The sequence below is a fragment of the Streptomyces sp. CNT360 genome, from assembly GCF_000424785.1.
This window is the reverse complement of record NZ_AUKO01000002.1, coordinates 553,663-573,109: the sequence shown is the minus strand read 5'-3', so window position 1 is coordinate 573,109 and position 19,447 is coordinate 553,663. Positions and strand designations below refer to the sequence as shown.

Here is a 19,447-nt window from a genome sequence, read left to right as displayed (position 1 = left end):
TGGGGGGAAGGGGTGGAGTGCAATGGGGGCACGTGCATGACAAGTTGACGCGCGTTGATGATGGCAGTTGCCAGAAGGGCTGCCAAGAGCCGCAGTACCGTGCCATTGGGCAGACCTCTGACCGCTCCGCGATCTTCGCGGACCGCCGTCACGGAGCACTGTCGGACGGCCACCACGCGGACGCGCCACCCGTGCCGACCCGTTGCGCATACTCCCTTCATTCCCCCGCGTGAGCCAGGTAGCACAACGGGTCGTCCAGTACCACGCGGACGGCGGCATGGGCGGCACCGAGCAGCGGTCCCTCCGCGCCCAGCCCTGAGACCACCAGCGCAGGCGGCTGCCCGGGCGCGGCTGTACGCCCGGTCAGCTCGCTCTCCAGCGCGGGCAGCAGCCAGGGCGCGAACCGGGCCAGCGCGCCCCCCAGCACCAACGCCCGCGGGTCGAGCAGGTTGACCGTCCCCGCCAGCGCCACACCCAGCGCCCGCCCCGCCTCCTCCAGCGCATCGCGCGCGCGTCCGTCTCCGCGGGCGGCGTGCTCCTCCAAAGCGGCGAGCGCGGTCCGTCTCGGCCCGGCAGCGGGCAGCCCAGCGGCGCGCAACAGCGCCACCTCGCCCGCGTACTGCTCCAGGCAGCCACGGCCACCGCAGGCACAGTGCACGCCGTCGGGGTGTACCGGTACGTGCCCCAGCTCGCCGGCGAACCCCCGTGCGCCGCGCAGGAGCTCCCCTTCGAGCACGACTGCGGCGCCGATGCCGACCTCGGCCGATACGTGGACGAAGTCGCGGGGCACCCGGGCACTGTCCAGCCAGAGTTCGGCGCACGCCCCGAGATTGGCCTCGTTGTCGACGCCCAGCGGGAGCGCGGACCCGGCAGCCGCGCCCGCGCCGGAAAGGACGGCGGCGATGTCGGTGCCGTACCACCCGAGGTTCGGCGCGCGCACGACGAGGGACGTGCCCCGTGCCACCAGTCCCGGCACCGCCACTGTGAGGCCCGCGGGGGACAGCTTGAGGTCGCGGGCCTCCCCGCCCACCGTGTCCACCAGCAACCGCAGGCGGGCCAGCACCACGTTCGGGTCGCTGTCCCGGCCGTCGTGCTCCACGCGTGCGTGCGCGCGTACGTCGCCGCGGAGGTCGACGGCGCAGACCGTGAGATGGTCGACTCCGATCTCCGCGCCCAGTCCGCAGGGGCCGCTGCCGGGCAGCGCGAGGGCGGTGCCGGGGCGGCCGGGACCGCCGCCGGAGCCGCCGGGCGGAGTGGTGCCCTGCTCCCGCAGCAGGCCGCCGCGCAGCAGTTCATCGACGAGTGTGGAGACTGCCGTGCGGGTCAGTCCCAGGTGTGTGGCCACAGTCGCGCGCGAGCACGGGCCCCGTGCGGCGACGGCGTGCAGCACCCGCGACAGATTGCGCCTGCGCATCTCGCGCTGCGGACCGGCGGGACCGGTGCGGGCCGGGTGGCCTGCCATGCAGGGGCTCCTTCCATGGCCGAGCAGGCCTTGCCCTGTTCGGTTCAGCGCCGGGCCGTGAGCAGCGTCTGCGCGTCCTCCAGCGTGGCGCCGAGCCGGGCGAGCGCGTCCTCGTCCCGCTCGACGGGGTCGTAGGCGGGCCCGTCGTCGGTGCGCCAGCGCCGGGCGACCGCTGCCGCGTCCTCGCCCAGCAGCAGTCCGGCGGCCTGTGCGGCGGCGCCCAGAGCCACCAGCTCCTGTGCCTGGGGGACCTGCACCGGGCGCCCGGACAGCCGGCGTACCGTCTCCCGCCAGGCCACCCCCTTGGCGCCGCCGCCGATCAGCAGCAGGGGTGCGTCCTGCCCGCTCTCGCCCGCCTCGCCCATGACGAGACCGAGTGCGCGCAGCAGGGCGAAGACCGCGCCGTCGTAGGCGGCCTGGAGGACATGGCCACCCGTGGTCGCGTGCTGGAGGCCGGTCAACAGGCCGGTGGCGTAGGGCAGATCAGGGGTGCGCTCGCCGTCGAGGAAAGGCAGCGCGGTGACGCTGCCACCCGGCTCGACGTCCTCCCGGTCGCGGGAGAGCAGCGAGGCGATCCGGTCGACGGCCAAGGTGCAGTTGAGCGTGCAGGCCAACGGGAGCCAGCCGTTGTGCGCGTCGGCGAACCCGGCGACCGTCCCGCTCGGGTCGGCGGGGCGGCGCTCGGAGACGGTGTAGACCGTGCCCGACGTGCCCAGGCTGAGCACCGGGCGGCCCGGCAGCAGCCCCAGCCCCAGCGCCGCGGCCATGTTGTCACCGGTGCCCGTCGCGACCAGTGTGCCCGGGGTGAGGAAGCCCCCGTGCTTCTCCCGCACCGTACCGGCGACTTCCCCCGCTCCCAGGACAGGAGGCAGCAGGCCGGCATCGAGGTCGGCCACGCGCAGGATCTCCTCGTCGTACGCGCCCGTCGCCGACGACCACCACCCGGTGCCCGACACGTCACCCCGGTCGGTGCCCGGCTGCCCGGTCAGCCGTTCGGTGAGGAAGTCGTGCGGCAGCCGTACGGCTGCCGTGGCGCGTGCCGCCTCGGGCTCGTGCTCACGCAGCCAGGCCCACTTGGTGACGGTGAAGGCCGGGGCCGGCACGCTGCCGATCCGCTGCGCCCACGCCTTCGGACCGCCGATGGCGTCCAGCAGGCGGTCGCGCTGCGGCGCGGAACGCACGTCGTTCCAGAGCAGGGCCGGACGCACCGGGCGCCCTTCGGTGTCCAGCGTCACCAGGCCGTGCTGCTGGCCGGCGATCGACACGGCGGCGGCCTCGGCCGCTGCCCGGCCGCACTGTCCCACTGCGGTGCGCAGCGCCTGCCACCACTGCTCCGGGTCCGACTCCCGGCGGTCGCCGGGGGAGACGGTGTGGGGCGCCTGCCCGCGGGCGACCACGTCCCCGGTGGCGGCGTCCACCACCAGAGCCTTGGTGGACTGGGTGGAGCTGTCGACTCCGATGACGAGCGGCCCTTCCGGTGCGGTCATGGGCTGCCGATCCCTTCCCTCGCTGCCGGTGCTGTGCGCATACTAATTTGTCAGCAGCCATGACGAATAGCTGTCGCACGGCGCTGCCTTGTCGCTTTCTCCTTCGGAGAGCAACAAAGCGACACATCGACAAGGCAACTGAGCAACCGGGTGCCAGGACCTGACAGGGCGGGAGAGGACTTCCCAATCGTGATGTCAAGCCGCCTTCGTGACGGGAGGTGAACCTTGGTAGCACTGTCCGTCACGAATCATCGCCCACAGTACGTTGACGCGACGGCGGGCGAGGGCCAGCAGTGCCTGCTTGTGGCCCTTCCCTTCGTTCCTCTTCCGCTGGTAGTACGCCTTGGAGGCAGGGCAGCTCGTGATGCTGACCATCGCCGACAGGTACATCGCTCGCAGCAGACCACGGTGATATCGCTTGGGTCTGCGCAGGTTGCTGCTGACACGGCCGGAGTCGCGCGGTCTGGGGGCCAGGCCGGCGAAGCCGGCCAGGCGGTCGGCGCTGCCGAAGGCGTCCATGTCGCCGCCGGTCGCGGCGATGAACTCGGCGCCGAGCTTGGTCCCCATGCCGGGCAGGCTACGGATCACCTCAGCGTGCGGATGCTCGCGAAACCGTGCCTCGATCAGGGCGTCGAGCTCGGCGATCTCCTCATCGAGGGCCATCACCCCCTTCGCGAGGCGGACCACCATGGCGGCGGCCAGCTTCTCGCCAGGCAGCGCGGTGTGCTGGGCCTGGGCGGCCTCGACCGCCTTCTTCGCCGACGTGGCGGCGCCGCGGACCTTCCGGTTCTTGAGCCACGTCTCGATCCGTCTGGCGCCGGCCCGGCGGATCGCAGTCGGGGTCTGGTAACCCGTCAGCAGCATCACCGGACCCTTGTTGACCAGGTCCAGCGACCTCTCCAGCGCGGGGAAGATCTCCAGGAGCTGGGCGCGCAGACGGTTGATCTGCCGGGTGCGGTCGAAGACCACGTCCAGCCGCCGGGTGGTCAGGGTCCGCAGGTCGACAGCGATCTCGTCGCCAGGCCGCAACAGGCCGATGTCGCGGCGGACGCGGGCCTGGTCAGCGATGACGAAGGCGTCCTTCGCGTCCGTCTTGCCCTCGCCCTTGTAGGTGGCCGATGCACGGTGGACCGCCAGGCCGGTCAGGTAGGCCATGGGCTGATCGTGGCTGAGGAGCAGGCCGATCAGCAAAGAAGCACCGCCCTGGTTCAGGTCGATGGCCCACAACGCGTCAGTGGATATCGCCAGGACGTCACCGACGAGTTCAAGCAGTTCCGTCTCGTCGTTCAACACCCGGCGGGACAACAGCCGTTCGCCTTCGGCGTTGATCACCACACAGTGGTGGTGTTCCTTGCCGATGTCCACCCCGGCCCAAATCTCGGGCACGGCCACCTCCGCCAGCTCGCCTGTTCACGTCCCACCCGCAGACGACCTCGCCGACGTTGTCCTACAGCAGCGATCGAGTCGCGTATCCCAATTGGCGGTCGAGTCGTCGCGGGGCTCCGGGCGGCCAAGTCCTCTGAGCCGTCGAACCGGCGAGCACATGACAGCCATACCCAGAGCCCCTGGGCCCTCCGATCTTACGAATGACCAGATCAGACCCATGCCTTGAAAGGTAGGACAGCAGATGAGCTACGAGCCCGTACCGGCGGACAAGTTCAGCTTCGGACTGTGGACCGTGGGCTGGCAGGGGCGGGACCCCTTCGGCGACGCGACCCGCGCACCGCTCGACCCGGTCGTGGCGGTGCACCGCCTCGCCGGGCTCGGTGCGTACGGAGTGACGTTCCACGACGACGACCTCATCCCCTTCGGGACGCCCGAGGGCAAACGCGACGCGCACGTCAAACGGTTCCGGCAGGCGCTCGACGCGACGGGCATGACCGTGCCCATGGCGACGACCAACCTGTTCACGCATCCCGTCTTCAAGGACGGTGCGTTCACCGCGAACGACCGCGACGTGCGGCGCTACGCACTGCGCAAAACGATGCGCAACATCGACCTGGCCGCCGAACTCGGCGCGGAGACCTATGTCGCCTGGGGCGGTCGGGAGGGCGCCGAGTCCGGCGCGGCCAAGGACATCCGGGCCGCCCTGGACCGGATGAAGGAAGCCTTCGACCTGCTGGCCGAGTACGTCACCGAACAGGACTACGGCCTGCGCTTCGCGCTGGAGCCGAAGCCCAACGAACCCCGCGGCGACATCCTGCTGCCGACCGTCGGGCACGCGCTCGCCTTCATCGAACGCCTGGCGCGCCCCGAGCTCTTCGGCGTCAACCCGGAGGTCGGACACGAACAGATGGCCGGGCTCAACTACCCGCACGGCATCGCTCAAGCCATGTGGGCGGACAAGCTCTTCCACCTCGACCTGAACGGCCAGTCCGGCATCAAGTACGACCAGGACCTGCGTTTCGGAGCCGGGGACCTGCGCGCTGCCTTCTGGCTGGTGGACCTGCTGGAGAGCGGCGGCTACCAGGGGCCGCGGCACTTCGACTTCAAGCCGCCCCGCACGGAGGACGCCGAGGGCGTGTGGGCCTCCGCCGCGGGGTGCATGCGCAACTACCTCATCCTGCGGGAGCGGGCTGCCGCCTTCCGCGCCGACCCCGCTGTCCAGGAGGCACTGCGGGCCTCCCGGCTGGACGAGCTGTCCCGGCCCACCCTCGACGCCGGGGAGACCGCTGCCGCCCTGCTGGCCGACCGGAGCGCCTTCGAGGACTTCGACGTCGCGGCGGCGGCCGACCGGGGTATGGGCTTCGAGCACCTCGACCAGCTCGCCATGGATCACCTGCTGGGGGTCTGACACCGGAAGCCTGCGGGGGCGCTGACGGCGCCCTTCGCAGCTCCCTCCTTGCGCCGGTCCGCGGCTTCCTGGGCGCTCACCGCCTCGGGCAGGCCGAACGTGGTGAAGAGCGCGTCGCCGAAGAACGCGCCCACATGGGCGACCTTGCCGTCGCGCAAGGTGAGGACCTGGAGATGGAACGGCCGGTAGGTCCCGTCCTCGCGCAGGTTGTAGAGGCCGAAGGCGGGCTGGCCGTTCGCGGACGTCGGCAGCATGAAACCCTCGTCGCGGCCGATCGGACACTGGGCGCCGACGAGCCGCACGATGGTGTCCCGTCCCCGGAACCACTGGGGGAAGGGGGGCATCTCCCAGACGGCGTCCTCCTTGAAGAGATCGACGATAGCGGTGACGTCGGAACGTTCGAAGGCTGCCGCATACCGGTCCAGCAGCTCCCGCGCGGCCGGATCGCTGGGCTCCGTCAGCTCCTCCTCGACCGGCGCGACCTGTTCGAGCTGTGCGCGGGCCCGCTGCAGCGCGCTGTTCACGCTCGCCGTCGTGGTTCCGAGCAGATCGGCGACCTCGGCGGCGCGCCACGCGAGGACGTCCTTGAGCAGCAGCACGGCGCGCTGCCGGGCGGGAAGATGCTGCAGCGCGGCGACCAACGCCAGCCGCATGGAGGACCGGTGCACGACGACCGCGGCCGGATCAGCGGGGCCCGCGGGCCCGGAGAACATCGCATCCGGGATGGGCTCCAGCCAGGGCACCTCGGGCTGCTCCGTCACCGGCTGCTCCGGCTCCTGGGAGGGCGCGCCGAGGCCGGAGGGCATCGGACGCCGTCCCCGCTGCTCGATGGCCGTCAGACAGGCGTTGGTGGCGATGCGGTAGAGCCAGGTCCGCAGGGAGGATCTGCCTTCGAAGCGGTCGCCGGCCCGCCAGGCCCGCAGGTAGGTGTCCTGCACCAGGTCCTCGGCATCGTGGACCGAGCCCAGCATCCGGTAGCAGTGGGCCAGCAGTTCCTTTCGGTACGGCTTCGCCTGTTCGAGCAGCTCGTCGGCGGGGCCCGGGGGGCCGCTCGCGGGAGCGTCCGCCGTGCGGGGGCTGTCGGCCATCGTCCATGCCTTTCGTCTGCTCCGGTCGCCCGGCGGCGCCGGCGAACACGCGAAGTCGGTGAGACCTACGAATGTAGAGGGAGGGTCTGACAGCCCGTCCTCTCCGCGGAAGCGGACGGAGGCGTTCCCCCGGGCACCGAGCGCCGTTGCCCACGCGACGGCGGCTTCGCGTCGGCCTCGGAGCGCCGCGCGCCGCGCCGGCGTCAGGGTGACGTGCGGCCGGTGTCGCCGTCCTTGGGAGGCTCCTTGGCCGACCCCGTGGGGTCGCCCCTTCCGGCGGGCGTCTGCTCCAGCACGTCGGCCGCCGCCGGGTCGAGGATCCGGGAGAGGAAGGCGCGGGTGCGCGGCTGCCGGGGTTCCGCCACCACCTGTTCGGGAGGCCCTTCCTCGACGACGACGCCGGCATCCATGAAGATCACGCGATCGGCCACCTCACGGGCGAAGCTCATCTCATGGGTGACGACCAGCATCGTCATGCCCTCGTCCGCCAAGCCGCGCATCACCGCCAGCACGTCGCCGACCAGTTCCGGGTCCAGGGCGGAGGTCGGCTCGTCGAACAGCATCAGTTCCGGACCCATGGACAGCGCGCGGGCTATGGCCACCCGCTGCTGCTGGCCCCCGGAGAGCTGCGCCGGGTAGCTGTCGGCCTTCTCGGTCAGCCCGACGCGGTGCAGATGGTGCCGCGCCACCTGGGCCGCCTCCGCTCTGCCGCGGCCCAGCACGCGCCGCTGGGCGATCGTCAGGTTGCCCAGCGCGGACAGGTGCGGGAAGAGGTTAAAGGCCTGGAAGACCATGCCGATGCGCTGCCGTACCCGGTCGATGTCGACGTCCGGGTCGGTGACCTCGACTCCGGCGACGCGCACGGTGCCCGCGGTCGGCTCCTCCAACAGGTTGACGCAGCGCAGCAGGGTCGACTTGCCCGATCCGGACGGCCCGATCACGCAGACCACCTCACCGCGCCGCACGGTGATGTCGATGCCGCGCAGCACCTCCACCTCACCGAACGCCTTGCGCAGCCCCGCGATCTCGATGGCCGCCGAGCCCTCCGCGGCCGACTCGGCCGCTCGCTCCGCTTCGGCCATGCCGCTCACCTCGCCCTCGCCGTGCGGGCCTCCAGGCGCCGCACCAGGTGACCCAGTGGCAGCGTGATCGCCAGGTAGAACAGGCCGGCTATGAGGATCGGCGTCAGGCTGCGGTTCTGATTGAGCGCGTCCCGCCCGAACTTCGCCAGTTCGTACTGGTCCATCGACAGGCCCAGGAGATACACGAGAGAGGAGTCCTTGGTGAGGAGGATGAGTTCGTTGGCCAGCGGAGGCAGCACGATGCGGAAGGCCTGCGGAACGACGATGGAGACCATGGCGCGCGGCGGCGACATGCCCAGCGAGCGCGCCGCCTCCGTCTGCCCCTTGGGCACGGCCTGGATGCCCGCACGGATCGTCTCCGCCATGTAGGCGGCGCCCACCAGGCCGAGGGCCAGCATCACCGTCACGTACTGGTTGATCGACACCTCGAAGGCCAGCGGCACGCCGAAGCCGAGAGCGATGAAGACCAGCAGCGCGGGCACACCCCGGAAGAACTCGATGTAGGCGACGGCCAGCCAGCGGTACGCCCACACCTGGGACAGTCGCATCAGAGCCAGCAGCAGCCCCAGCGCCAGCCCGAAGCCGAACCCGAGCACCGTGTAGACGACCGTGTTGACCAGGGCGGTCGTGACCACGTCCGGGAACTGTTCCTTGGCGACCTCGACGTCGAAGAAGGCCCGTTGCAGTTCGCCCCAGTCGGCGGCGAGGGCCACCACCACGGCGGCGAGGACGAGCACGCCGTACTGGGCGGTGCGCACGGCCCGTGTGCGGTTCCTGCGGCTCACTTGCCCGGCTCCTTGCCGAACCACTTCTTGTAGATCTTGTCGTACCGCCCGTCGGCCCTGGCCTTCTTGAGCGTTTTGTTGATCTGCTTGCGCAGGGCGTCGTTGCCCGTACGGACACCGATGCCGTACTGCTCCCCGGTGTCGAACTCGGTGGTGACCCGGGTGTCGGGGTTCTTCTTCGCGTAGTCGTACAGCACCCCGTTGTCGTTGATGCCCGCATCGACCTTGCCTGTCTTGACCGCGGTCAACAACAGCCCGAGATCCTCGAACTGAACGGTCCTGACACCCTTGGCGTGCTTCTTGGCGTACTCCTCACCCGTGGTGGACTGCTGCACTCCCAGCTTCTTGCCCCTGAGCGCCTCCAGGGAGTCGACCTGCTCGTCCTTCTTGACGAGCAGGGCCTGTGTCGCCTCGAAGTAGGGCCGGGAGAAGTCAAGGTTCCTCTCGCGCACCGCGGTGACGGTCATGCCCGCGGCGGCCAGGTCGCACTTGCCCGCGTTCAGATCCTCCCCGGTCTGGATGCCCTCGAAGGGGGTGTCCACGATCTTCTGCTTCACCTTGAGGTCCTCGGCGACCAGGTCGACCAGGTCGACATCGAAACCGACGATCTCTTTGCCCTTTTTGAACTGGAAGGGCATGTAGGGCAGGTGAGTACAGGTGGTGAGTTCTCCGGAGTGCACCAGGGAGATCTCCTCGCCTCCGCTGCCGGAAGTCTTGGTGCTGGTGCAGGCGGTGGCCACCGTCACGGCGGCTGCCAGTATCGCCGTCAAAGAGACGGGAGATATCCCGTGCCGTTGCTTACGCGCGGGTCGTGCGGACACAGCGCCTCCACGAGAGGACAGGTCGGCAATGGAGCCCGATCTTGGCCGGTAAATGCCGTGCATCCTGCCATCGGCCGGAGTCTGTGTCAGCGGTGCGTACGGGGTGGAAGCGTCCGGTGCGGCCGGGTCAGCACTGTGGCTCGGAGCGGTCCTGGGTCCTGTGGCATTCCAGTTCGGCCCACACCGCGTGCCCCGTCACGAGCTCGGAGCCGACCGCGTGGGCCTTGCGTATGCCCCAGTCGTCGGCGAGCACGCTCACCAGCAGCAGACCCCTCCCGCACTCGCCCTCGTCGTCTCCGGGTGGGGGAACGACCGCCCGCTCGACGCGTGCGGCGGAACCGCCTCCGCCTTCGTCGGTCACTTCGAGCCGCAGCCGTACCCCTATGACCCACAGCTCGCAGCTCACCTTCTCGCTGTCCGTGTGGCGTACCGCGTTGGTGAACAGCTCCGACATCAGCAGTTGGGCATCGGCGCTGGACTCGTCGTCGACATACCACTCCCGCAGCCTCTCCAGCACGCGGGCGCGTGCGACAGCGACGGAGGTGTTCCGGGCCGGAAGATGGAACGCGTCACGCAACGGGCGCGTCGTCGGTGCGCCGTTCGGCCGGTGGTCTAAGGGCAGGGCGTCATGGGGGGCAGCCACGGCTCCACTATGCGGTTCGACACTCGCGTATGGCAAGGATCAATCTGTGAATTGCAGAGAAGCGATTGACAGGGTGTGCACGAGGGCGGTCCCGTGCCAGACTTCGGATCGTTGACGTCCGTTGGAGGGGAGCGACTGTGGCGGATACACGGACGGGCGGCGGAGCGCCCACCGTGCTGCGTGTGGTGCTGGGCAAGCGTCTGCAGCACCTGCGGGAGCGTGCGCAAGTGACCTTCGAGCAGGCCGGCAGAGCCCTCGATGTCACCCACGCCACCATCCGCCGGATGGAGAAGGCCGAAGTCGGCCTCAAGGTCCCCTACGTCGAGAAACTTTTGCGCACCTACGGGGTGACCGACCAGGAGGAGATCGACGGTTTCGTCTCGCTCGCCCGCGAGGCCAACCAGCCCGGCTGGTGGCACCGTTACCGCGACGTGCTGCCCGAGTGGTTCAGCGTCTTCGTGAGCCTGGAGAGCGAATCGGAGGTCATCCGCTCCTACGAACCGCACTACATCCCGGGCCTCCTGCAGACCGAGAGCTACGCGCGTGCCGTCCTGCGCGCCGGCATGCCGCACGCCCCTGAAGGCGAGGTCAAGCGCGGCGTGGCACTGCGCATGGAACGCCAGACCGTCCTCACCCGGGAGACCGACCCGCCGCTGCTGTGGAGCGTCATCGACGAGACGGTTCTGCGGCGCAACCTCGGCGGTCCCGACGTGATGCGCGAGCAGATCGACGCGCTGCTCCAGGCGACCGAACGGCCGAACATCGCACTACAGATCATGCCGTTCAGCGCGGGCCCCCACCCGGCCATGTACGGGCCGTTCCACCTCTTCCGGTTCCCTCTCGACGAACTGCCGGACATGGTCTGCTCCGAGAGTCTGGTCGGAGCGGTCTACTTCGACCAGCGGGACGACGTCAGCATGTTCCTGGAGGCGCTGGACCGGATGAGCGCCCAGGCCGTGCCCCTGGCACGGACCCGGGCGGTCCTGAGTGCACTGCGCAAGGAGATCTGAGCCATGGGCCGTATCTACAACGGAATGCCCGCCACCCATCTCGGCAGCGAAGGCTGGCGCAAGCCCTGGAGCGGCGGGAACGGGGGGAGCTGCGTGGAAGCGCTGGAGCTCGCCGACGGGCGGGTCGCGCTGCGCCAGTCCACCGACCCCGACGGACCCGCCCTGATCTGCAGCCGCAGCGACATCTCCGGCTTCATCCGGGCCGTCAAGGCAGGCGAGGCCGACTTCCTGGTCGCCTGACCGCCCCGACGCCTTCCGCCCGGTCCACCACGGGGCGGGCACCTCCCGGAAGGTGAGACAGAACCGTGCCGGACCGGCTGCCGATCGGTGCTGCGGCAGCACCTCCGGACCGCACGCCTGCGAGCCGATGCTGCATGCCGTGGTCGAGGTCGGCCCACACGGCCCCCTTGTACCCGATCCGTGGTGCGCCGGGCCGCGTCCCAGCGCTCACTGGTCCAGCCGCGCGCCGTCAACCAGCACCTCGTCTCCTCCGCCTCCACCCGCAGCGCTGGCCCCTTTGCCCGCGCCTCAACCCGGCCCGGCGCACGTGCGGGAGGGCGCCGCTCTCCTGGGAGCGCACGTGGGGAGTCTGCATGGCGTCGACCGCGCTGCTCCACCGGCCCGGGGAGGAGGGGGCGCCTTGGCCGGCGCGCTCGACCTCGGCGTGCGAGGCGTACGTACGGGAGCGTAGGTCGCTGTCCGTACAGGTGCGGTCGCCCTCGTGGTGCGGTGGCATACCTGTCGCACAATCAGATCGCGCGCAGTGAGCGCGTCATGACAGAGTGGCGTGCCATGACGATGCCGCCACCGCCACCGAGTCATCCGCCGCCGGGCGGCCCGCAGCCTCCTGCTCAACCGCCGCCGGGGTTCGGACCTCCCGGTTCCGGCGGCTTCGGTCCGCCCGCGCCGGGTGGCTGGCCGCCCTCGCCGCCACCGGGCCGCAACCGGGGCAGGACCGTCGCCGCGGTGGTAGCGGCAGCTGTCGTCGCTCTGGCCCTCATCACCGCGTCCGTCCTGTATCTCACCCGTGGGGACTCGGGCAAGGACGACAGGGCCGACGACAAGCCCTCGGCCGCACATTCCCCCTCGCCCTCCGAGGAGGGGACGGACCTGCCCTCCGAGGACCCGGACGACGGCGGGGCCACGGACTTCCCGGCGCCGGGGGAGGACGACCTGCCGTCCGAGGACCCCGACGAGGACGCGAGCGACGTCCCGTTGCCGTCCTTCCTGCTGCAGGTCGGTGACTGCTACGACCGCTCCACGAAGCGCGAGGGATCGGTCGAGACACGCGAGTGTGACAGCCCGCACGACGCGGAGGTCGTGACCCGTAAGAAGATCACGGGCGACTACAGCACCGACGACGCGGTGCAGCAGAAGGCCGACTCGCTCTGCCGCTCCCCGTTGCGCGACAAGGCGGCGAAGCAGCCCAACGGTACGGTGGGCGGCACGCTCATCTCGTACCCGAAGGCGCAGAATGTCGGCAAGGGATTCGACTACGTCACCTGCAGCCTGACGGCCGGAAAGGACCAGAAGCTCCACAAGCCTCTGGCGTGAAAGGAACCCTGGTGCGCGCTCCCGGTTGCCCCAACGCGACCACGCAGCACCTCGGTTGGGACTCCATATTTGGCATGGACGCATCGGGCGCGGGGTAAATCCGCCGCGTCTGAAGTGACAGCAGTTCCTCCGTGTCATCCATTGAGAGGTCCCATGAAGCTGCACAGATGGGCGTCCACGGCCACCGCCGTCGCCGTCTTCCTCGGACTGTCGTCCCTCACCGGTGCCACCGCCGCATCGGCCGACGAGACCGCAGCCACCGGTTATGTAGCCCTCGGTGACTCCTACTCCTCCGGAGTGGGCGCCGGGGACTACGACGGAAGCGACTGCAAACGCAGCGCCAACGCTTACTCCCAACTCTGGCGCGCCGCCAACTCCCCCTCCTCGTTCGACTTCACCGCGTGTTCCGGGGCGCGTACCGATGACGTGCTGGCCGGTCAGCTCGGCCCGCTCAACGCCTCCACCGGACTGGTCAGCATCAGCATCGGCGGCAACGACGCCGGGTTCGCCGACGCCATGACCGTCTGCGTCTCCCAGGGCGAGAGCGCCTGCCTGACCCGCATCCAGCAGGCCCGCGACTACATCGCCAACACACTCCCCGGCAAGCTCGACACCGTCTACAACGCCATCAGCGACAAGGCGCCTTCGGCGAAGGTCGTGGTGCTGGGCTACCCCCACATCTACAAGCTCGACGGCGACTGTTCCGTCGGCATCAGCGAGAAGTCCCGTGCGGCCGTCAACGCGGCTTCCGACGACCTCAACGACGTCGCCGCCAAGCGCGCGGCCGACCACGGCTACAGCTTCGGCGACGTCCGGCCGGCCTTCACCGGGCACGAGATCTGTTCGGGCGACGAGTGGCTGCACAGCGTCACGATCCCCGTGGACGAGTCCTACCACCCCACCGCCGCCGGGCAGTCGGGCGGTTACCTCCCCGTCCTGGAGGGCCTGGTCTGACACCCCCCAACGTGTGTGCCGCCGTCTCGTGGCGACGAGGCGGCGGCACACTCGTGTTCAGTTCGCCCCGGAGGCCGTCTGCTCGTCCGCCACCTGGTCGTGCTCGTCCGCCAGCGCCACGGCCAGTGCCTCGGCGGGGTCCCGCTCCGGGCCACCGGCCGGCCACCACCGGCTCCACTGCCTGCGGAACGGCCACCACCGGCCGTCCGGCCCGTAACGGAGCTGGGCGCCCGTTGCCGCCTCGGTCCAGCGAGCGCCCGTGGCCCGCAACGTGGGGCGGGCCTCCTCCTCCCCGGCCCAGGCGGCGTCCAGTTGCTGCTGCGCAGCCGTGAGGGTTGCGGACGTCGGGGACCAGTCCTCGGCCAGCACGGTCAGCGCGTCCGGGCCGCCGCACTGCCAGGCCCGTACGGCGGTCTCCAGCTCTCCTGTGGTGCGCCCGCAGCCCTCCGCGAGCCGCGCGGTCACCGTGGAGCCAGGGGCAGCGGCGGCGAGCCGTACCGTGTCCTCCCAGGCGGTGAGCGGGCGCGCCGGCCGGCTCGTGCGGTGTCCCGCCCCGAGGGCCTCCGCGAGCATGCGGCGCGCCCTGGTGGCGGCGTCCGTGGCGAGAAAGCCCAGCGCCCCGGGATCCAGCCCTGGAGGGTCCCAGGCACTGTCGGACCATACGGAGATGTTGTCGGGCAGCGCTGCGGCCGGGCCGGGTTCGTGCGTCAGCGGTGGCACGGCGGGCAGCGGTGGCAGCACGGCCCCCAGCGCGAACGCCTCGGCAGCGTCGATCCCTTCGGGTACCGCCTCGACAGCTCTCCGGCCCGCGTCCGCCGACTGCTGCGCCGCCCGGACCGAACTGCGCTCCTGCACAGCGTTCAGCAGCTCGGTCTCCCCTCTGCCGCGCAGCAACAACAGCACCAGCGGGTCCTCGTCCAACAGGCGTGCCGTCTGGTAGCTGAGCGCGGCGGTGTGCGGACAGTGGTCCCAGGCCCCACAGGTGCACTCCGGGTCCAGGTCGCCGATTCCCGGCAACAGTCCGAGACCTGCGTCGGCGGCGTCCTCCGCCAGACGGGGTGGCATGTCACGGTCCAGCAGGGCGGCGATGTGACCGGCCTGGGCGACGATCACCTCCACCAGCTTGTGCCACTCGTCCGCGTCCAGCTCACGCAACAGGACGTCCGCCCGGAACGGTGCGCGGTCGGCCCCGCGTACGACTGCCGTGAGGCGGCCGGGGCGTACGGAGACGGCACCGACGGCCCCCTGCCGGGCGAGCCGTCTGCCCTGCTTGAGTTCTTTCCCGTCGAGCGCACTCTCCTCCAGCGCCGTGAGCCATGTCCGGCCCCACCAGGTGCGGGCGAAGCCCCGCCCTGCGGAGGGCGGCAGCGGCGCGAAGACACGCTCCCGTGCGCCGCTCGCCGCACCGTCCTCGGGGATCGGGTTCTCCTCGTCCAACGCGTCCGCAGGGCAGTCGTCGCCTGTCATTCCGTCCCCCTCGTTCTTCGGACCGTACGCGTGCGTCGGGTCGTACCCGTTCAACGTTCAGCTCTCCGCAGTTGCACCAGGTCGGCGAGTTCGGCGTCGGACAGCTCTGTCAGCGCGCCCTCGCCCGAGGCCAGCACGGTGTCCGCCAGTGCCTGTTTGCGGCGCAGCATGCCGGCGATGCGGTCCTCGATGGTGCCCTCCGTCACGAGACGGTGCACCTGTACGGGCTGCGTCTGTCCGATGCGGTACGCACGGTCGGTCGCCTGCGCCTCGACCGCGGGGTTCCACCAGCGGTCGAAGTGGATGACATGGCTGGCACGGGTGAGGTTGAGGCCCGTTCCCGCTGCCTTGAGGGAGAGCAGGAAGACCGGAGCGGCGCCGTCCTGGAACCGGCGGACCATCTCCTCACGCCGCGCCACCGGTGTGCCGCCGTGCAGGAACTGGATGGCCACACGGCGTGCGGACAGATGCTGCTCCAACAGGCGGGCCATCTGTACGTACTGGGTGAAGACGAGCACGCTCGCCTCCTCCGCGAGCAGGGTGTCGAGCAGCTCGTCCAGCAGTTCCAGCTTTCCGGAGCGCCCCGGAAGCCGGCCGTCCTCCTCCTTGAGGAACTGGGCCGGGTGGTTGCAGATCTGTTTGAGCGAGGTCAGCATGCCGACCACCAGTCCGCGTCGTTCGATCCCGCCGGTGCCCCGCAGCGCCGCCAGGCTCTCGCGGACCACGGCCTCGTACAGCCCGGCCTGTTCCGCGGTGAGGGCGACCGCCCGGTCGGTCTCCGTCTTGGCGGGCAGTTCGGGAGCGATGCCCGGGTCGGTCTTGTGCCTGCGCAGCAGAAACGGCCTCACCAGTCGGGCAAGCCGTTCGGCTGCCGCGGGGTCACCGTCCTCCACCGCGTCGGCATAGCGGCGGCGGAAGGTGCCCAACCGGCCCAGGAGGCCCGGGGTTGTCCAGTCGAGCACCGCCCACAGTTCGGAGAGATTGTTCTCGACGGGGGTGCCCGTCAGCGCCACGCGGGCTCGCGTGGGGAGCGTCCGCAGCGCTTTGGCAGTGGCGGCGGACGGGTTCTTCACGTGCTGGGCCTCGTCCGCCACCACCATGCCCCACGGCTGATCGGCGCCGGGGGCCAGCCGGGGCGCATCCAGGCGCATCGTGCCGTACGTGGTGAGCACGCACTCGCCTTCGCGCAGGTCCTCCAGGGAACGTCCCGGGCCGTGGTAGCGGCGCACGGGTGTGCCCGGGGCGAACCTTTGGATCTCCCGCTGCCAGTTGCCCATCAGGGAGGCCGGGCAGACGACCAGCGTCGGTCCGGCTGTCTCGTCGGTCTCCTGCCGCCGCAGATGGAGCGCGATGAGGGTGATCGTCTTGCCCAGCCCCATGTCGTCGGCCAGACAGCCGCCCAGACCGAGCGAGGTCATACGGTGCAGCCAGTCCAGGCCGCGCAACTGGTAGTCGCGCAGTGACGCGTCGAGTGCGGCCGGCGGCGGCAGCGGAGGTACCTCACGGCGCTCCGGGTCACAGAGACGTTCTCGTAGCCTCTCCAGCCATCCGGTGGCCTCCACCTCGACTTGTTCGCCGTCCTGCTCCGTGGCGCCGGTGAGGACCGCGTCCAGCGCCTCCAGAGCGCCGACTTCGCGATCCTTGCGTTGCCTCGCCGCGCGGACCTGCTCCGGGTCGATGAGCACCCACTGGTCGCGCAGTCGCACCAGAGGCCGGCCGGCCTCCGCGAGCTGGGCGAGTTCCTCTCTGGTGACCTCTCGGCCACCCACGGCAAACCGCCAGTCGAATCGGAGCAGCGCTTCGGGCGACAGCACCGACGGCGGCCCGCTGCTCCCGCCTCGCCTCCTTGGCGCAGCCGCTTCCTCCGCTGTGTCGTCACCGGGGCCGATCACGGCGCGGGACGTCAGCGAGCGCGCGAACTCGCGGGGCCAGTGCACCCGCACTCCGGCCGCGGCCAGGGCACGCGGTACCGCATCACCCAGCAGCTCCGCGATCTCCTCGTCGGCGAGTTCGACGGTGTCGGGGACCGCGGCGGACAGCAGCGGAGCGAGCGCCTCCCAGGCAGCCGCCGCGCGACGCAGGGTCAGCAGCATCCGGCTGCGCGCCTCGGGGCCGAAACGCCTGGCGGTCGCGGACGTGCCTGCCCACACCTCGGCGGCATCGGCGACCAGGGCACCGTCCGTGGCCGAATGGACCTGAACCACCGCGTGGAAGCGCGGGCGGGCACCGGTGGCGGTCTGATCGGGCGATGCCGCACCTGCGGTGTCTTCGTCGGGGACGCCTTGCCCGCGTGTATCCCTCTCGGAGGTCGGCAGCCCCCTCACCTCGATGCGGAGGGAGATACGGATCCCCGCGTCGAGTCCGGCGGTCACCTCCGCGATCCACGGGCGCAGCTCGGGAACGGCGGTCGGCTCGGTGCCGGCGAAGGCTGAGGACGCGGCGGCCGTGGATGCCGCCGGAGTACGTGGGAGACCGTCCGCGACGGCGTCGAGGAAGGCCCGCACCGAAGGACCCGGAGCCGGCATGCGCGGGGCGGTTTCCCCTGGCAGGGGGACGCAGTGGGCGCCGGGCGGCATCGCGGCTGCGAGGTCGCCGAGGACGGCGTCGTCCGCGGCGGTGAGCGGACCCAGCCGCCAGGTGTCGTATCCCGCCGGGCTCAGCGAGGGCAGCAGCCGGCCCTGGGCGGCGAGTCGCAGAGCATGCAGCGCTGCCGCTCCCCAGAAGGCAGCGGCAGCGTTCACGGAGTCGTCCTGACGGTCCGCGTAGGCCCGGGTGAGGACCGGGAGCGCGTCTTCCACGGGGAGAATCAGTGCCGGAACCGAGCGGGTCGGCGTGGACGAGCCCCCGGGCGTCAGGATCGTCAAAGGTTCGCTCTCCCCAGGTGGCGGCGCTCCGTCGGGACGCCAGAACGCGACGCGGGAGAGGCGGGGCGGATCGGCCGCCAGAAAGACGGCCGCACAGCGCTTGAGCTGGGAGATCGAGGAGGGGTTTGCCAAGGTCTCGGCCACAGTGCTGACGCATTCCTCAAATTTGACTAGCGAGCGGGCGGCCGAGGGTACCTCACCCCCGGCCGGGATCGCGATGCGTCGGCGGGCGGAGCCGTGGCAAGGCTACGAGGGAACCTGCCGGCCGCGCATGGCGTTCAATGGAGTGAGAGGCGGACACCGGGCGAACGGCACCTGGCGCGCCGCAGGTGCGAGGAGGAATCAAGATGACCAACCGAGCCAAGGTGGCCGTGGGCGGCGTCGCGGTGGGGCTGCTCCTGTGGTGGCTGACGTCGTTCTGGATCGCGCTGATCGTGATCGTGGGCGTGCCCACCGTCGCCTATCTGGCGCTCGACCCCTCCCAGCGGCGGAGGCTGCGCAGAGTCAGTCGCAAGGAACTGGGCAGGTAGTCGCGTCCTGAGCCGGCGTCGAGGACGCTCCGGGGCCCACCCGGGCTCCCGGAGGCAGGGGAGTGGGATGTCGTGCCGTCGCCGTCCCGGCGCCCTGCCGATGCCCTAGGCGGCCGGGCGCACGGCGACGCCTTCCAGAGCGCTCAGGAGCTCGGGGAGCTCGCTCCCGCGGCCGACCGGGCGCACCTCCCCGGGCGCCTCGTCCAGCAACACGAACGCGATGTCGTCCGTGCGTGCCACCACACTCCAGCCCGGTCCGTCCGCGCGTAGCGTGCGGGCCTCGCCGGAGGCGAACGCCGAACGTATCCGTCCGGGTGGTGGGGGAGACGCGAGATAGCCGCGGACTTCCTCCAGCACGCGCCGTACCTGGGGATCGGGCTCGCCGCCCTTGTCGACGAACTCGACACCCTCCTCGACCTCCGCCCGCCACTGTGCCCAGCGCAGAGCGATCTCGTCCGCGCCCAGCCGCCGCTGGGCAGGCCCCCACACGGAGGTGTCCGGCGGCGAGAGCGCCACCCTGTCCCCGCCTTCCCCGGGCTCCGGCGCCGGGTCGTGGGGCTCCGGCACGCCCGGTGCGGAGACGGCCAGCGAGAGGGGCCAGCCCGGCAGCGCGGTGACGATGTGCCGCTCGTCGGGGGACAGGTCGTGCTCCATGCCGCAGTCCCACGAGGCCACCGCGCAGGCAACCTCGGTCACGTCCTCGGTCACCACGGTCCAGCGGGCTCCCGTTCCGTCCTGCCCCAGGACCAGGCCGTATCCCTCGGCGTACGGCTCCAGCCCCAGCACCTCGCAGACGGCCGGGTAGTCGTCACCCAGCACGCTCGGAAACTGCGCCGGCGTCAACAGTACGGCAGTCAGCACATAGAGCGAATCCTGATCCTCCACAGCCACCGACGGTCTCCCCTT

At 70.9% G+C, this 19,447-nt stretch carries 17 protein-coding genes; 6 read left to right on the top strand and 11 right to left on the bottom strand.

Annotated features, from left to right (window positions below; genetic code table 11):
* Positions 1 to 217: 217 nt before the first annotated feature.
* The 3 genes from H297_RS0106980 to H297_RS0106965 form a co-directional block, all read right to left on the bottom strand.
* The gene (locus H297_RS0106980) at positions 218 to 1,462 is read right to left on the bottom strand and encodes an ROK family transcriptional regulator (RefSeq protein ID WP_027736447.1); all 1,245 of its coding nucleotides are present in this window, start codon (positions 1,460 to 1,462) and stop codon (positions 218 to 220) included.
* Between the two features lie 44 nt (positions 1,463 to 1,506).
* Positions 1,507 to 2,949 (bottom strand): xylulokinase, encoded by a 1,443-nt coding sequence (gene xylB, locus H297_RS0106970; protein WP_027736446.1) that lies wholly within the window; start codon positions 2,947 to 2,949, stop codon positions 1,507 to 1,509.
* Positions 2,950 to 3,144: 195 nt separating this feature from the next.
* A complete protein-coding gene (locus H297_RS0106965; protein WP_199787154.1) occupies positions 3,145 to 4,341 on the bottom strand; it encodes an IS110 family RNA-guided transposase in 1,197 nt (398 codons plus the stop codon).
* 235 nt (positions 4,342 to 4,576) lie between these two features.
* Here H297_RS0106965 and xylA point away from each other — a divergent pair, with 235 nt between their 5' ends.
* Positions 4,577 to 5,743 (top strand): xylose isomerase, encoded by a 1,167-nt coding sequence (gene xylA, locus H297_RS0106960; RefSeq protein ID WP_027736444.1) that lies wholly within the window; start codon positions 4,577 to 4,579, stop codon positions 5,741 to 5,743.
* Here xylA and H297_RS35010 read toward each other — a convergent pair.
* The 5 genes from H297_RS35010 to H297_RS35000 form a co-directional block, all read right to left on the bottom strand.
* Positions 5,725 to 6,831 carry a sigma-70 family RNA polymerase sigma factor gene (locus H297_RS35010; protein ID WP_078513800.1) on the bottom strand — a complete coding sequence of 369 codons (1,107 nt, stop codon included), beginning with the start codon at positions 6,829 to 6,831 and terminating at the stop codon, positions 5,725 to 5,727. The genes xylA and H297_RS35010 overlap by 19 nt on opposite strands.
* A 203-nt stretch (positions 6,832 to 7,034) precedes the next feature.
* Positions 7,035 to 7,913 (bottom strand): amino acid ABC transporter ATP-binding protein, encoded by an 879-nt coding sequence (locus H297_RS35005; protein ID WP_051351603.1) that lies wholly within the window; start codon positions 7,911 to 7,913, stop codon positions 7,035 to 7,037.
* A 5-nt stretch (positions 7,914 to 7,918) separates the two neighbouring features.
* Positions 7,919 to 8,698 carry an amino acid ABC transporter permease gene (locus tag H297_RS0106945; protein WP_027736443.1) on the bottom strand — a complete coding sequence of 260 codons (780 nt, stop codon included), beginning with the start codon at positions 8,696 to 8,698 and terminating at the stop codon, positions 7,919 to 7,921.
* On the bottom strand, positions 8,695 to 9,468 hold the full coding sequence (locus H297_RS0106940) for a transporter substrate-binding domain-containing protein (protein WP_027736442.1): 774 nt from the start codon (positions 9,466 to 9,468) through the stop codon (positions 8,695 to 8,697). Before H297_RS0106940 ends, H297_RS0106945 begins: the two co-directional genes overlap by 4 nt.
* Before the next feature lie 178 nt (positions 9,469 to 9,646).
* Positions 9,647 to 10,096: an ATP-binding protein gene (locus H297_RS35000; protein ID WP_486589433.1), complete on the bottom strand. Its 450-nt coding sequence runs from the start codon at positions 10,094 to 10,096 to the stop codon at positions 9,647 to 9,649.
* Between the two features lie 203 nt (positions 10,097 to 10,299).
* Between H297_RS35000 and H297_RS0106930 the strand changes: the two genes are divergently transcribed.
* From H297_RS0106930 to H297_RS0106915, 4 genes are all read left to right on the top strand, one after another.
* Positions 10,300 to 11,172 (top strand): Scr1 family TA system antitoxin-like transcriptional regulator, encoded by an 873-nt coding sequence (locus H297_RS0106930; RefSeq protein ID WP_027736441.1) that lies wholly within the window; start codon positions 10,300 to 10,302, stop codon positions 11,170 to 11,172.
* 3 nt (positions 11,173 to 11,175) lie between these two features.
* Positions 11,176 to 11,412, top strand: coding sequence for a DUF397 domain-containing protein (locus H297_RS0106925; RefSeq protein ID WP_027736440.1), 237 nt, complete (start codon positions 11,176 to 11,178; stop codon positions 11,410 to 11,412).
* Between the two features lie 726 nt (positions 11,413 to 12,138).
* Positions 12,139 to 12,726, top strand: coding sequence for a hypothetical protein (locus H297_RS0106920; RefSeq protein WP_027736439.1), 588 nt, complete (start codon positions 12,139 to 12,141; stop codon positions 12,724 to 12,726).
* A 153-nt stretch (positions 12,727 to 12,879) separates the two neighbouring features.
* Positions 12,880 to 13,680, top strand: coding sequence for an SGNH/GDSL hydrolase family protein (locus tag H297_RS0106915; protein ID WP_027736438.1), 801 nt, complete (start codon positions 12,880 to 12,882; stop codon positions 13,678 to 13,680).
* A gap of 57 nt (positions 13,681 to 13,737) precedes the next feature.
* On the opposite strand, the gene H297_RS34995 is transcribed toward H297_RS0106915, so the two are convergent.
* Both H297_RS34995 and H297_RS0106905 read right to left on the bottom strand, forming a co-directional pair.
* The gene (locus tag H297_RS34995; RefSeq protein WP_486589432.1) at positions 13,738 to 15,147 is read right to left on the bottom strand and encodes an SWIM zinc finger family protein; all 1,410 of its coding nucleotides are present in this window, start codon (positions 15,145 to 15,147) and stop codon (positions 13,738 to 13,740) included.
* A gap of 50 nt (positions 15,148 to 15,197) precedes the next feature.
* Positions 15,198 to 18,155: a DEAD/DEAH box helicase gene (locus H297_RS0106905; protein WP_027736437.1), complete on the bottom strand. Its 2,958-nt coding sequence runs from the start codon at positions 18,153 to 18,155 to the stop codon at positions 15,198 to 15,200.
* Between the two features lie 203 nt (positions 18,156 to 18,358).
* On the opposite strand from H297_RS0106905, the gene H297_RS0106900 reads away from it, so the two are divergent.
* Positions 18,359 to 18,541: a hypothetical protein gene (locus H297_RS0106900; RefSeq protein WP_027736436.1), complete on the top strand. Its 183-nt coding sequence runs from the start codon at positions 18,359 to 18,361 to the stop codon at positions 18,539 to 18,541.
* Positions 18,542 to 18,646: 105 nt separating this feature from the next.
* Here H297_RS0106900 and H297_RS0106895 read toward each other — a convergent pair whose 3' ends face one another.
* Entirely contained in the window at positions 18,647 to 19,432 is a 786-nt protein-coding gene (locus H297_RS0106895; protein ID WP_027736435.1) for a hypothetical protein, read from the bottom strand.
* Positions 19,433 to 19,447 lie beyond the last annotated feature (15 nt).

Bases quoted from the DNA above. Each gene is read 5' to 3' on its own strand.
- H297_RS0106980 (WP_027736447.1), bottom strand. From the start codon at position 1,462: ATGGCAGGCCACCCGGCCCGCACCGGTCCCGCCGGTCCGCAGCGCGAG.
- xylB (WP_027736446.1), bottom strand. From the start codon at position 2,949: ATGACCGCACCGGAAGGGCCGCTCGTCATCGGAGTCGACAGCTCCACC.
- xylA (WP_027736444.1), top strand. From the start codon at position 4,577: ATGAGCTACGAGCCCGTACCGGCGGACAAGTTCAGCTTCGGACTGTGG.
- H297_RS35010 (WP_078513800.1), bottom strand. From the start codon at position 6,831: ATGGCCGACAGCCCCCGCACGGCGGACGCTCCCGCGAGCGGCCCCCCG.
- H297_RS35005 (WP_051351603.1), bottom strand. From the start codon at position 7,913: ATGGCCGAAGCGGAGCGAGCGGCCGAGTCGGCCGCGGAGGGCTCGGCG.
- H297_RS0106925 (WP_027736440.1), top strand. From the start codon at position 11,176: ATGGGCCGTATCTACAACGGAATGCCCGCCACCCATCTCGGCAGCGAA.
- H297_RS0106915 (WP_027736438.1), top strand. From the start codon at position 12,880: ATGAAGCTGCACAGATGGGCGTCCACGGCCACCGCCGTCGCCGTCTTC.
- H297_RS34995 (WP_486589432.1), bottom strand. From the start codon at position 15,147: ATGACAGGCGACGACTGCCCTGCGGACGCGTTGGACGAGGAGAACCCG.
- H297_RS0106900 (WP_027736436.1), top strand. From the start codon at position 18,359: ATGACCAACCGAGCCAAGGTGGCCGTGGGCGGCGTCGCGGTGGGGCTG.